The following is a 13551-nucleotide window of genomic DNA, read 5'->3' as shown; positions in this document are numbered from 1 at the left end:
GGAGATGACCCGGCGTGCTGGCAGCGAGTTTGATCGAGGAAGAGACCGATGGGGGGCCGCGCGGGCTTGTGTCCGCGCGTGCGCCGCTGGCGCGTCTGTGCCTCGCGACGCGCGCCGTCACGCCGGTTTCGCAGATGATCCGCTTCGTGGTGGGGCCGGACGGCACCATCGTCCCGGACCTCGCCGCTAAGCTTCCCGGCCGGGGCGCCTGGGTCACCGCGACCCGCGCCGCCCTCGCCGAAGCCTTGAAGCGCAAGGCGTTCGGCCGCGCGTTCAAGGGCAAGGGCACGATTGCCCCGGATTTGTCCGACCTCATCGAATCCCTGATGCTGACCGAAGTCCGCAGCGCCCTGTCCATGGCGAACAAAGCGGGCCGCGTCATCACCGGCACCACCAAGGTGGATGCCGCCCTCCATGCGGACCCTGTGCGCGTGCTGCTGCATGCTGCCGACGGCCGTCCGGACGGGAAACGCAAACTCGACGGCATCGCCCGTCAGAGAGAAGCCGCCGGCATGAGCCCGGTGGACATCGTCGACTGTTTATCGGGCCTCGAATTGGACTTGGCGCTCGGGCGGTCAAATGTGGTACACGCTGCGCTGCTCGCGCATCCGACGACCGCGGGATTTCTCGCGCGCTGCCGAAAGCTCGAGCGCTGGCGGATGGGAACATCCGCCCGCGCACCGGACGGGCATGGCCTGACGCTCGACCGGATGCCAGGAACGGATACGGAATGAACGACACTAAGACACCCGGCGACAAGACGCTCCACCCTGCCACCGGCAAGACGCTGACACTCAAGCGACCCGTGGAGCAGGGCACCGTGCGCCAGAGCTTCAGCCATGGCCGCTCCAAGGCGGTCGTGGTGGAAAAGGTGAAGCGCCGCGTCTTCGGCCCAGGTGACGCAGCGCCGGCGGGTGCAACTCCGGCTGCGCCGGCGGCCCCTGCGCCGCGCCCGGCCGCGCCTGCTGCGCCCGCCGCCTCTGCCGGAACCGCTCCGGCGGCGCCGCGCCCGGCTGCGCCTCCTGCGCCGGCCCCGGTTCGCGCCGAAGCGCCCGCCGCCGCGGTGGAAGCCAAGGCGCCCGAGCCGACCCCGGTTGCGCCCGCCGCTCCGGCGGCCAAGGCCCCGGCTGCGAAGGCACCTGCCGCTCCGGCCGAACCCGAGGCTGCGGCTCCCGCTCCGGTCGCGGCGCCCGCGGTCGAGGCCAAGGCGCCGGTTGAACCCGCTCCTGCCTCTAAGGCAACCCCGGAACCCGTCTCGCAAGCAAAGCCGATGGACGCAAAACCCGCCGAGGCAAAAGCCCCCGAATCGCGTCCCGCCGAGACGCGCCCCGCCGCTCCGGCCCGGACCGGCGAAGGCCGCACCGGTGCGTCCGGCTCCTCCTCGCGCCCTGCCGGCGCGTCCGGCGCCGGTGCCAACCGCGCGTCCGGCGCACCCCAGCGCGGCGGCCAGTCGGCCTCCGGCCAGGCCCAGCGCACCGGCCAGGGCGCGCCCCAGCGTGGCGGTGCCGCGCCGAGCGGCGAGCGCCGTCCCGGTACCGGTGGCGCTCCGGCCGGGCGTCCCGGTTCCAACCGCCCCGGCGGATCGGGCGTGGTGCTGCGCACCCTGACCGATGAAGAACGCAACATGCGCGCCAGCGCCCTCGCCGACGCCCGCGTCCGCGAAGTGGAAGAGCGGCGCATGGCGGAAGAGCGCCGCATCGCCGAGGAAGAGGCGCGTCGCCGCGCCGAGCGCGAGCGCATCGAACGTGCCGAGCGCGACGCCGCCGAAGCCCGCAAGCGCGAGGAAGAAAGCCGCCGCGCCAACGAGGACGAGAGCAAGCGCCGCGCCGAGCAGGAGGCGCGCAAGCGCTTCGGCGGCGAGGACCAGAGCGGCGCCGCCGCGCGTTCCGGCACCGCCACCCCGGCATCCACCACCACCGCCCGTCCCCTCACCGCGCGTCCCGCCGGCACCACCGCCACGGAGACGAGCGAGGAGGACGAGCGCAAGGGTGCAGCGGTCCGCCGCGGTCCCGCCGCGCCGCGTCCCGCCCCCCCGGCCAAGCTGCCCAAGGGCCCCGGCGCCGAGAAGAGCCGCGGCCGCCTGACCCTCGTGACCGCCTTGTCGGGCGACGAGGAACGCCAGCGCTCGCTCGCTTCGTTCCGCCGCCGCACCCAGCGCATGACCGGCCACCGGGTGCAGGAGACCAAGGAAAAGATCAGCCGCGAGGTGATCCTGCCCGAGACCATCACCATCCAGGAACTCGCCAACCGCATGTCCGAGCGAGCGGTGGACGTGATCCGCATGCTGATGAAGCAGGGCCAGATGGTGAAGATCACGGACGTGGTCGACGCCGACACCGCCCAGCTGATCGCCGAGGATCTCGGCCACACGGTGCGCCGCGTGTCGGAATCGGATGTGGAAGAAGGCCTGTTCGACACCGTCGACGCGCCGGAAAACCTGCAGCCGCGCCCGGCCGTCGTGACCATCATGGGCCATGTCGACCACGGCAAGACCTCGCTGCTGGACGCGATCCGCAAGACCGCCGTGGTCTCCGGCGAGGCCGGCGGCATCACCCAGCATATCGGCGCCTATCAGGTGACTTCGCCCTCGGGCAGCAAGATCACCTTCATCGACACCCCCGGCCACGCCGCCTTCACCGCCATGCGCGCCCGCGGCGCCAAGGTGACGGACATCGTGGTGCTGGTGGTGGCGGCCGACGACGGCGTGATGCCCCAGACGGCGGAAGCGATCGCCCACGCCAAGGCGGCGGGCGTGCCGATCATCGTCGCCATCAACAAGATCGATAAGCCCGACGCCAAGCCCGAGCGGGTCCGCAGCGAGCTGCTCCAGCACGAGATCCAGGTGGAAAGCCTGGGCGGTGAGACCTTGGAAGTGGAAGTTTCCGCCACCAAGAAGCTCAATCTCGACAAGCTGCTGGAGCTGATCGCCCTGCAGAGCGAACTGCTCGATTTGACCGCCGATCCCACCCGCCCCGCGGAAGGAACGGTGGTCGAGGCCAAGCTGGATCGCGGTCGCGGCCCGGTGGCCACCGTGCTGGTTCAGCGCGGCACGCTGCATATCGGCGAGATCGTGGTGGCGGGTGCCGAATGGGGCCGCGTGCGCGCCCTCATCAACGACACTGGCGCGAACGTGGACGAAGCCGGCCCCTCGGTGCCGGTGGAAGTGCTCGGCTTCAACGGCACCCCGGAGGCGGGCGACCGCCTCGCGGTGGTGGAAAACGAAGCCCGCGCCCGCGAGATCACCGATTACCGCCAGCGCCAGAAGCGCGAGAAGGCGGCGGCTCGCTCCGCAACCATGCGCGGCTCGCTCGAACAGATGATGAGCCAGGTCAAGTCGACCGGCCGGAAGGAATTCCCGCTCATCATCAAGGGCGACGTGTCGGGCTCGGTGGAAGCCATCATCGGCGCGCTGGAAAAGGTCGGCAACGACGAGGTTCAGGCCCGCGTGATCCACGCCGGTGCCGGCGGCATCAACGAGAGCGACGTGACGCTGGCGGAAACCTCCGGCGCCGCGATCATCGCCTTCAACGTGCGCGCCAACAAGGAAGCCCGCGATGCCGCCGCACAGGCCGGCATCGAGATCCGCTACTACAACATCATCTACGACCTGGTGGACGACGTGAAGAAGGCCATGAGCGGCCTGCTCGCCCCCATCAATCGCGAGACGATGCTGGGCAATGCCCTCATCCTGGAGATCTTCGCGGTCTCCAAGGTGGGCAAGGTCGCGGGTTGCCGGGTCACCGACGGCACGGTGGAGCGCGGCCAGCATGTGCGCCTGATCCGCGACAATGTCGTGATCCACGAAGGCAAGCTCGCCACGCTGAACCGGTTCAAGGACAGCGTGAACAGCGTGGTCGCGGGCCAGGAATGCGGCATGTCGTTCGAGAACTACCAGGACATGCGCGCCGGCGACGTCATCGAATGCTACCGCGTCGAGGTCATCCAGCGTTCGCTGTGATGATCGCCTGACACGGCCCGCGCTTTCGGCCTCCTTCCCCGTCCGGGGCGGGAGGCCGTGCGCGTCCCCGCCGGCCGGCGCCACGCGTTCGCCGGGTTTTCGGGGTTGATTGCCATCGAGGCCGGACGGTCCAAGCCCGCCGGCCTCATGTTTTCAATGGCGCTCAAGATCCGCGCAAAGCGGCGCGCCGAGAAGGTTTCGACAATGAAGACTCAAACTCGTTCTGGACCGGGCTCGGGCCCGAGCCAGCGCATGCTGCGCGTCGGCGAACTGGTGCGCCACGCCTTGGCCGACGTGCTCGCGCGCGGCGATGCGGTGGTGGACCCGGTGCTCTCCGGCCGCATCATCACGGTGCCGGAAGTGCGCATGTCGCCGGACCTGAAGATCGCCACCTGCTATGTCATGCCGCTCGGCGGACAAGACATCCAGCCGGTGCTGAAGGCGCTGGCGGCGCACCAGAAGGTGCTGCGCACCGAGGTCGGCCGGCGGGTGGAGCTGAAATCGGTCCCCTCCCTGCGCTTCATGAAGGACACCTCGTTCGAGGAAGGCGCGCGCATCGACGCGCTGCTGCGCAAGCCGGAAGTGCTGCGCGATCTGGAACACGAGCCCTTCACCCTCGACGACAAGACCAAGACGGAAAACGAATGATGCGGATCGAGGATGAAGCCGGCGCGGCGACCCTGGACGTGACCCTTGGCCTGAACCAGAACCCGGTCGCCGGCCCGCTGGTGAGCGAGGCGGATGCCCGCCAGAGCGAGTTCGGCGGCCGCGCTCCGCGCGAGGGCGAGCGCCCGCGCTACAAGAGCGCCGATCCGCGCCCCCGCACGCCGCGCGCGCCGGAAGATCCCCAGCGCCCGCGCCTGCCCAAGCGCGATATCGACGGCTGGGTGCTGCTGGACAAGCCGGTGGGCATGACCTCCACCCAGGCGGTTTCGGTGGTGAAGCGCCTGTTTAACGCCAAGAAGGCGGGCCATGCCGGCACGCTCGATCCGCTCGCGTCCGGCTGCCTGCCGATCGCCTTCGGCGAGGCCACCAAGACCGTGCCCTATGTGATGGACGGGCAGAAGACCTATCGTTTCACCGTGCGCTTCGGCACGGAGATGGACACCGACGATGCCGAGGGCTCGCCGGTCGCCACCAGCGACGTGCGGCCGAGCGACGACAACATTCTCGACGCGCTGGAGCACTTCCGGGGCGAGGTGATGCAGGTGCCGCCCGCCTATTCCGCCCTGAAAATCGCCGGCGAGCGCGCCTATGATCTCGCCCGCGAGGGTGAGCAGGTGGTGCTGGAGGCCCGCCCGGTGGTGATCCACCGGCTGGATCTGGTGGATCGGCCCGATGCCGATCACGCGGTGCTGGAAGCGGAATGCGGCAAGGGCACCTATGTGCGCGCCATCGCCCGCGACCTCGGCCGCATCCTCGGCACGCGCGGGCATGTCTCCATGCTGCGCCGCGCGGCCGTGGGGGCGTTCCTGGAGGAGCAGCTGGTGACGCTCGACGACCTGCGCGCCCGCGCCGATGCCGGCGAGGGGCCGCTGTTCGAGGCGCTCGACCCGGTGGACTGCGCGCTGGAGGAACTGCCGCAGCTCTCGCTTTCGCCGCAGGATGCCCATCGCCTGCGCTGCGGGCAGAACGTGTTCCTGCGCGGCCGCGACGCGCCGATCTTCGACGGCCACGTGGCGGTGAGCTGCCAGGGCAGCCTCGTGGCGATCGGCGATATGGTGGAAGGCGAGATCCGCCCGCACCGCGTGTTCAACTGGTCCCGCGCCATGCCGCGGGCCCTGCGCCGCACGGCGTGAGAGAGAGCCTTCTGCAGCGAACCTCCTGACCCCGGCGTGGGAGAGGTCGTTCCTGAACGCCCCATGCGCCGGAAGGGGCGCCGCCCCCTCCCCAACCCTCCCCCGCATGCGGGAGAGGGAGCCGATGGCGCTTTTCGTCCCTTCACCGCCTCCTAAGGCTGGCCGATCCCCTCTCCCGTTTACGGGGGAAGCGGATGGGGAGGGGCAGGGCACGTACGCCGGGGAGGGTGCCCGCTCTCAAGGGGCGGCAAGCCGTTCTGCGCCGGTTTCAAGAACCACTGGCGCTTGAGGGGCTTTCGTGTATGGTGCGCGCGTGCAGCTCCCCTGGGATTTTCCCGGGGCCTGCGCGCGCCCTTTTATTTGACCGCGCTGGACGACATCCCGGCCCGGCCGAATGGGCAAGGCCCCCACAGCACCCGTGTTCCGCGGCCTGTTTCGCAGCTGCGGCCCGTGCGCTTTGGCGGAGCCTTTGGTTTTCTTCTGACTGAAAGGATCATCCGATGTCGATCACGGTCGAGCGCAAGCAGGCGCTCATTCAGGATTTCGGTGCCAAGGCCGGCGACACGGGTTCGCCGGAGGTCCAGGTTGCGATTCTGTCCGAACGCATCGCCAACCTGACCGAGCACTTCAAGTCCCATAACAAGGACAACCATTCCCGCCGCGGCCTGCTGAAGCTGGTCTCCACCCGCCGCAGCCTTCTGGACTATCTGAAGCGCAAGGACGAAGCCCGTTACAAGGCGCTGATCGAGCGTCTGGGCCTGCGTCGCTGATGCCGGCGGAGCCTGTCGCGGTCGAAAAGGTCGGACCTTTTCCGTGGCAGGCTCCGGTGCACCGCCCGTGAGGCGGGGCACGACGTGTCGGGCATGGGGCCCGCCGCGCAAAAGCGAAGCTCAAGGGAAAGTCATGGCAGGATCGCCGGACGCAACCGTCGCACGCCTTCCCGATGCGGGAAGCGCAGGCGCGCGGTGCGTCCGGCCGTCTTGCTCATGGCTCTCCCGCTTCGAAGGACGAGAGAGATAATTCCATGTTCGATATTCATCGCGAGGAACTGGATTGGGGTGGACGTACCCTGATCCTTGAGACCGGCAAGATGGCCCGCCAGGCAGACGGCGCGGTTCTGGTCACCTATGGCGACACCAAGGTTCTCGCCACCGCCGTTTCCGCCCGTGAGGCGAAGCCCGGCATCGATTTCTTCCCGCTGACGGTCAATTACCAGGAAAAGACCTATGCGGCCGGCCGCATCCCCGGCGGCTATTTCAAGCGCGAAGGCCGCCCGAGCGAAAAGGAGACCCTGGTCTCCCGCCTGATCGACCGCCCGATCCGCCCGCTGTTCGCCGACGGCTATCGCAACGAGACCCAGGTGGTCATCACCGTGCTGGCGCACGACCTGGAGAATGATCCGGACATCGCCGGCATCGTCGGCGCTTCCGCCGCGCTCACGCTCTCCGGCGTGCCCTTCATGGGCCCCATCGGCGGCGCCCGCGTCGGCTTCATCGACAATGAATATGTGCTGAACCCGACCACCGACGAGCTGAAGGAAAGCGCCCTCGACCTCGTGGTCGCCGGCACCGGCGATGCCGTGCTGATGGTGGAATCGGAAGCCAAGGAACTGCCCGAGGAGATCATGCTCGGCGCGGTCATGTTCGGCCACCGCCACTTCCAGCCGGTGATCGAGGCCATCATCCGCCTCGCCGAGAAGGCCGCCAAGGAGCCGCGCCCGTTCGCGCCCGCCGACAATTCGGCGCTGGAAGCGAAGATCCGCGAGATCGCGGAAGCCGACCTGCGCGCCGCCTACAAGATCGTGCAGAAGCAGTCCCGCTATGAAGCGGTCGGCGCTGCCAAGTCCAAGGTGAAGAAGTATTTCGAGGAACTGGCCATGGACGGCCAGCCCGCACCCGCCAGCCAGCAGGTCGGCGAAGTGCTGAAAGAGCTCGAAGCCAAGATCGTGCGCTGGGCCATCCTCGACGACGGCATCCGCATCGACGGCCGCGACGTGCGCACCGTGCGCCCGATTGTGTCGGAAGTCGGCGTGCTGCCGCGCGCCCACGGCTCGGCTTTGTTCACCCGCGGCGAGACCCAGGCGCTGGTCGTCGCCACGCTGGGCACCGGCGAGGACGAGCAGTTCATCGACAGCCTGGAAGGCACCTATAAGGAGCACTTCCTGCTGCACTACAACTTCCCCCCCTTCTCGGTGGGTGAAGCCGGCCGCATGGGTTCGCCCGGCCGCCGCGAAATCGGCCACGGCAAGCTCGCATGGCGCGCCATCCGCCCCATGCTGCCGCCGAAGCATGAATTCCCCTACACCCTGCGCGTGGTCTCCGAGATCCTGGAATCCAACGGCTCGTCCTCCATGGCGACCGTCTGCGGCGCCTCGCTCTCGCTGATGGATGCGGGCGTTCCCCTGCGCCGTCCGGTGGCCGGCATCGCCATGGGCCTGATCCTGGAAGAGGGCAAGTTCGCCGTTCTTTCGGACATCCTGGGCGACGAGGATCACCTCGGCGACATGGACTTCAAGGTGGCCGGCACCGACCGCGGCGTGACCGCGCTCCAGATGGACATCAAGATCGCCGGCATCACCGAGGAGATCATGAAGGTCGCCCTCGGCCAGGCCAAGGAAGGCCGCGCCCACATCCTCGGCGAGATGGCGAAGGCGCTGACCTCCGCGCGTTCGGAACTCGGCGAGCATGCCCCGCGCATCGAGGTGATGAACATCCCGGTGGACAAGATCCGCGAAGTGATCGGGTCCGGCGGCAAGGTGATCCGCGAGATCGTCGAGAAGACCGGCGCCAAGATCAACATCGAGGACGACGGCACCATCAAGATCGCCTCCGCCAATGGCGAGTCGATCAAGGCGGCGATCAACTGGATCAAGTCCATCGCCTCCGAGCCGGAAGTCGGCCAGATCTATGACGGCACGGTCGTGAAGGTCGTGGACTTCGGCGCCTTCGTGAACTTCTTCGGTTCCAAGGACGGCCTGGTCCACATCTCCCAGCTCGCCAAGGAACGGGTGAACAAGACCTCCGACGTGGTCAAGGAAGGCGACAAGGTCAAGGTCAAGCTGGTCGGCTTCGACGAGCGCGGCAAGACCCGCCTGTCCATGAAGGTGGTCGACCAGACCACCGGCGAGGACCTGGAAGCCAAGGAAAAGGCGGAGCGCGACGCCGCCCGCGACGCGGCCAAGGAAGAGACCGAGGCCGGCGCCGCCGAGTGATCGGCCGGTTTCCACCGCATCTGAACGGAAAGGGCGGCCCTCGGGCCGCCCTTTTCATGTGTGCATGACGGTCTCGCGGTCACGCGAGGCTGCCGCCACCTGCTCTTAGGCGAAGCGTCGCGAGCCGGCGACGCAGAGCACCACCACGGCGGCCGCCGCTACCATGGTCCAGGCCACCGGCTCGCCGAGCAGCAGTGCTGCGAGCGCCAATCCGAAGAAGGGCTGTAGCAATTGCAGCTGGCCCACCCCAGCAATGCCGCCGAGCGCCAGGCCCCGGTACCAGAAAACGAAGCCGATCAGCATGGAGAAGACGGAGACATAGGCGAGGCCTAGCCACGCCGGGGCGCCGATGCCGTTCCAGGCCTGCGGCAAGGTCGCGCCGGCGATCGCGGCCATGACCGGCAGCGCCACCACCAGCGCCCAGGAAATCACCTGCCATCCGCCGAGGCGGCGGGAGAGGCGGGCGCCTTCCGCATAGCCGAGGCCGCAGACCAGGATCGCCGCGACCATCAGCAGATCGCCGGCCAGCGAAGCCGAACTGCTGCCCGCGAGGGCGAAGCCCGCGACGGAGCAGGCCCCGGCCACAGAGAACAGCCAGAACGCCGGCTTCGGCCGCTCGCCGCCCCGGATCACGCCGAACAGCGCCGTGGAGAGGGGCAGCAGGCCGATGAACACCATGGAATGGGCCGAGGTGATGTGCTGGAGCGCCAGGGCCGTCAACAGCGGAAAGCCGACCACCACCCCGAGCGCCACCACCGCCAGCGGCAGAAGATCGCCCCGCGCCGGGCGCTTCTGGCGCAGCAGCGCGAGCAGCGCGGCGCCGAGCAAAGCGGCGATCACCGCGCGCGCCGAGGTGAGGAATAGCGGCGAGAATCCGCCGATCGCCACCCGCGTCGCCGGGAGTGAGCCGCTGAAGATGATGACGCCGAGGAGGCCGCTGCCCCAGCCGTCCGTCGCATGCTGCATGATGGGTTTCCCGCTTCTCTCGCGGCGAATAGCCCATGCGCGATTGCGCCGACAGCAACACAGCCATACGGTGGAGCCGAACAGTACCGACCATGGAGCCCATACAGTTGGCGAACGGCGACGCCGGAACCGGCATCAGCGCGATGCGCACGGGCGCGGTCATGGCCGAGATCCGCCGCCGCATGGCCGGCCGGATCCTGACGGCGGGGGAAAAACTGCCCTCGATCCGCAAGTTCGCCCGCGACATGCAGGTGTCGCCCTCGACGGTGGTGGAGGCCTACGACCGGCTGGCCGCGGAAGGGCTGATCCGCTCGCGTCCCGGCTCCGGCTTCTATGTGGCCGGCGCCGTGCCGCAGGTCGCGCTGCGGGATGTGGAACCGAAGCTCGACCGCGCCATCGATCCCTTGTGGGTGTCCCGTCAATCGCTGGATGCCGCGCCGGACATCCTGCGCCCGGGGTGCGGCTGGCTGCCGGCCGACTGGATGCCTGAGGCGGCGCTGCGCCGGGCGATCCGGGCCCTGGCGCGGGCCGAGGCGAGCGTGCTCACGGATTATGGGTCCACGCGGGGATCGCTCGCCCTGCGTCGGCTCCTGGTCCGCCAGTTCGCGGCGGAGGGCATCGAGGCGGGATCGGACCAGATCCTGCTGACGCCCTCGGGGTCGCGGGCCATGGACCTGCTTTGCCGGTTCCTGCTGAAGCCCGGCGATACGGTGCTGGTGGACGATCCCTGCTATTTCAATTTCCAGGCGGCGCTGCGCGCCCATGGCGCGCGCATCGTCAGCGTGCCCTATACGCCGAACGGGCCGGATGTCGCGCGCTTCGCCGAGACGCTGGCGGCCCACCGGCCGCGCCTCTATCTCACCAATGCGGCGCTCCATAATCCCACCGGCGCGACGCTCTCGCCCCAGAGCGCCCATCGCATCCTCACGCTCGCCGCCGCGCACGACCTGACCATCGTGGAGGACGAGATTCTCGCCGATTTCGAGCCGGAGCCGTCGCCCCGCCTCGCGGCGCTCGACGGATTGTCCCGCGTGATCCGGATCGGCAGCTTTTCCAAGACCCTGTCGGCCTCCATCCGCTGCGGCTACATCGTCGCCCGGCCGGATTGGATCGAGGGCCTCATCGACCTCCAGGTGGCGAGCAATTTCGGCGGGCCGAGCCCGGTCGCGGCCGAGCTTGTGTTCGCGACCCTGAGCGACGGCAGCTATCGCAAGCATCTGGCCGGGCTGCGCAGCCGCCTGGCGAAGCGGCGCCGGGAGATGATTGGCCAGCTGGACGCGCTCGGCATCCGCCCCTGGACGCTGCCGCGCGGCGGCTTCTTCCTCTGGTGCCGCCTGCCGGACGGGCAGGACGCGGCGCAGCTCGCGACCGCCGCCTTGCGCGCGGGCGTCGTGCTCGCCCCGGGCAATGTGTTCAGCGTCGCCCAATCGGCCGGCGACCTCATGCGCTTCAACGTCGCGCAGATGAATAACGACGCCCTGCGGGTGATCGGGCAATCGCTGCGGTGACGGGGAGCCGGCGCGCGATCAGGCCGCGCGCACGGTGGTGAGGAAGGTGCGCACCTGCCCGCGCAGAAGCTCGGCCTGCTGCGACAGGCCGGTGGCGGAGGAGAGCACCTGAACCGCGGCATTGGAAGAGGCCTGGGCGGCCCGTTCCACGCCGGCGATGTTGGCGGTCACCTCATTGGTTCCGGTGGCCGCCTGCTGGATGCTGCGCGCGACCTCGCCGGTGGTGGCGTTCTGCTCGTCCATGGCGGCGGCGATGGCGCGTGAGCCCGCGTTCAGCTCGACGATGGTGCGGCTGAAGCCGGTGATGGCGCCGAGCACGTCGCCGGTCGAATCCTGGATGCCGGAGACCCGTTCGGAAATATCGGCGGTCGCCTTGGCGGTCTGCCCGGCGAGTTCCTTCACCTCCTGCGCCACGACCGCAAAGCCGCGCCCGGCGGCACCGGCGCGCGCGGATTCGATGGTGGCGTTCAGCGCCAGCAGATTGGTCTGCCCGGCGATGGTGTCGATGACGCTGACGATGGAGCCGATCTGGTCGGCGCAGGCGCGCAATTCGCCCATCTGGCCGTTGGTATTGTCCACTTCGCTGACCGCGCGCTCGGTCATCTGCGTGGAGTGGCGCAAGCGCTCGCCGATGGCCCGCGCGGAGGCGGAGAGTTCCTCGACCGCCGAGGCGACCGATTGCACATTGGTGGTGGCAAGGCCGGCTGCGGCCGCGACGGCGGCGGCCTGGGCCGAGGTTTCGTCGGCGGTGGAACTGAGGGTTTCCGCCGCCTGCTGCAATTCGGTCGCGGCCGAGGCCACGGTGTCGACCACGGCGCCGATGGCGCTTTCGAACTGGTCGGCGAGGGCGCGCATCTCCGCCTTGCGGCGCTCCTCGGCCGCCCGGTCCTCGGCCAGCCGGAGGCCGCGCTGGTGCTCGGCCTCCGCCAGGCTGTCGCGGAACACGGTGAGGGCGCGGGATTGGTCGCCCACCTCGTCGCCACGGCCGGCATAGGGAATGGCGGTCGTAAGGTTGCCGCCGGAAAGCCCCTCCATCGCTTCGCTCATGCGCTTGATCGGGGCGGCGATGCCGAGCGCCGAATAGGCCGCCGCCGCGATCGAAGCGCCGATGGCGATGATCGAGAAGATCAGGATCTGCGTCATGCCGCTGTCCAGCGCCTGGGCGGATTCCTGCTCCGCCTCCTCGGACTGGAGGCGGCTTTCGTGGGTCACGTGCTTCAGCACCGCCGTCGCAACGTTGAACGCGGGCTTGCTGCGCTGGCGGATGATCTCGTCGCGCGCTTGGATTTCGGCGATGCCGGCGCGGATCGAGGCCACATAAGCCTCGAACGCCTGGCCCGCGAGCACGAGCGTGTCGCCCGCGCGGTCGTCGTCGCCGATGGACGCCTTGATCTCGCCCAGCGTCCGCTGACCGGATTCCTCCATGGCCTTGATCATGGTGAGCTGCTTGGGATCCCCTTCGGTGACGTAGATCAGCGAGGCCAGGTTGATCTGGTCCAGCAGCAGGTCGAGGGTCTCGGCCTGCTGCGCGGCAGTGTTCTTTCCGGCATTGCCGAGGTCGAGCGCCAGCATGGAGAAGGCTGAGCGGGCGCGCAGGCGGATCGCCGGGCGGGCGTCCACGGCGTCCAGCTGCGCCGCCTCGGAACGGGCGATGTCCGCTACCGCCGCGCCGATCTCGTCGAACCGCCGCTTCAGCTGGCGAAATTCCTCGCGGTCGTCGTCATGGGTTTCCAGCACCAGCAGCCGGTCGAGGCCCGCCTGGGCGGCGCTTACATCCTTCAAGGTCTGCTTCAGCAAGGTGTCGTTGTCGATATTGGTGAACGACAGCATCAGCTCGGTCGCATTGGAGCGGATCGCGCTGAGCAGCGTACCGACCTTCTCCGCTTCCCTGAGGATCTCCGCCTGGAGGTGAACATCCGACGCCGCGGCGTCGATCCGCGACATGGCGATCTGCCGGCTGACGATGACACCCCCGGAAAGCAGGATCAGCAGGGTGGATGTGATCCCCAGTTTCAGGCCGATGCCCAGGCGAATGCCCATGTCTGTGACGTCCCGTTATGACTGAACGTCAAAACTAGGGCGCGACGCTTGCGTCGGGCTGTCGGGGCA

The 13551-nt window shown here is 69.0% G+C and carries 9 protein-coding genes; 7 read left to right on the top strand and 2 right to left on the bottom strand.

Features of this window, described 5'->3' with window-relative positions:
* The first annotated feature begins 14 nt into the window (after positions 1 to 14).
* From V5F68_RS20725 to pnp, 6 genes are all read left to right on the top strand, one after another.
* A complete protein-coding gene (locus V5F68_RS20725) occupies positions 15 to 734 on the top strand; it encodes an RNA-binding protein (protein WP_394015500.1) in 720 nt (239 codons plus the stop codon).
* On the top strand, positions 731 to 3958 hold the full coding sequence (gene infB, locus V5F68_RS20720) for a translation initiation factor IF-2 (protein ID WP_394015501.1): 3228 nt from the start codon (positions 731 to 733) through the stop codon (positions 3956 to 3958). The genes V5F68_RS20725 and infB overlap by 4 nt, the downstream gene beginning before the upstream one ends.
* A gap of 204 nt (positions 3959 to 4162) precedes the next feature.
* Positions 4163 to 4606: a 30S ribosome-binding factor RbfA gene (rbfA, locus tag V5F68_RS20715; RefSeq protein WP_348845834.1), complete on the top strand. Its 444-nt coding sequence runs from the start codon at positions 4163 to 4165 to the stop codon at positions 4604 to 4606.
* A gap of 38 nt (positions 4607 to 4644) precedes the next feature.
* A complete protein-coding gene (gene truB / locus V5F68_RS20710) occupies positions 4645 to 5757 on the top strand; it encodes a tRNA pseudouridine(55) synthase TruB (protein WP_394015540.1) in 1113 nt (370 codons plus the stop codon).
* Between the two features lie 500 nt (positions 5758 to 6257).
* Entirely contained in the window at positions 6258 to 6527 is a 270-nt protein-coding gene (rpsO, locus tag V5F68_RS20705; protein ID WP_348845836.1) for a 30S ribosomal protein S15, read from the top strand.
* Between the two features lie 254 nt (positions 6528 to 6781).
* On the top strand, positions 6782 to 8968 hold the full coding sequence (pnp, locus tag V5F68_RS20700) for a polyribonucleotide nucleotidyltransferase (RefSeq protein ID WP_394015502.1): 2187 nt from the start codon (positions 6782 to 6784) through the stop codon (positions 8966 to 8968).
* Positions 8969 to 9073: 105 nt separating this feature from the next.
* Here the strand turns inward: pnp and V5F68_RS20695 are convergent, their stop codons facing one another.
* Positions 9074 to 9934 (bottom strand): DMT family transporter, encoded by an 861-nt coding sequence (locus V5F68_RS20695; RefSeq protein WP_394015503.1) that lies wholly within the window; start codon positions 9932 to 9934, stop codon positions 9074 to 9076.
* A gap of 161 nt (positions 9935 to 10095) precedes the next feature.
* Between V5F68_RS20695 and V5F68_RS20690 the strand changes: the two genes are divergently transcribed.
* Positions 10096 to 11442 carry an aminotransferase-like domain-containing protein gene (locus V5F68_RS20690; RefSeq protein ID WP_394015541.1) on the top strand — a complete coding sequence of 449 codons (1347 nt, stop codon included), beginning with the start codon at positions 10096 to 10098 and terminating at the stop codon, positions 11440 to 11442.
* Between the two features lie 18 nt (positions 11443 to 11460).
* On the opposite strand, the gene V5F68_RS20685 is transcribed toward V5F68_RS20690, so the two are convergent.
* Positions 11461 to 13482: a methyl-accepting chemotaxis protein gene (locus V5F68_RS20685; RefSeq protein WP_394015504.1), complete on the bottom strand. Its 2022-nt coding sequence runs from the start codon at positions 13480 to 13482 to the stop codon at positions 11461 to 11463.
* Positions 13483 to 13551 lie beyond the last annotated feature (69 nt).

This window comes from Roseixanthobacter pseudopolyaromaticivorans, from assembly GCF_043195145.2.
Lineage (GTDB): Bacteria > Pseudomonadota > Alphaproteobacteria > Rhizobiales > Xanthobacteraceae > NCEH01.
Note: the sequence above shows the minus strand (reverse complement) of the source record. Positions and strands in the feature narration are given on the sequence as shown.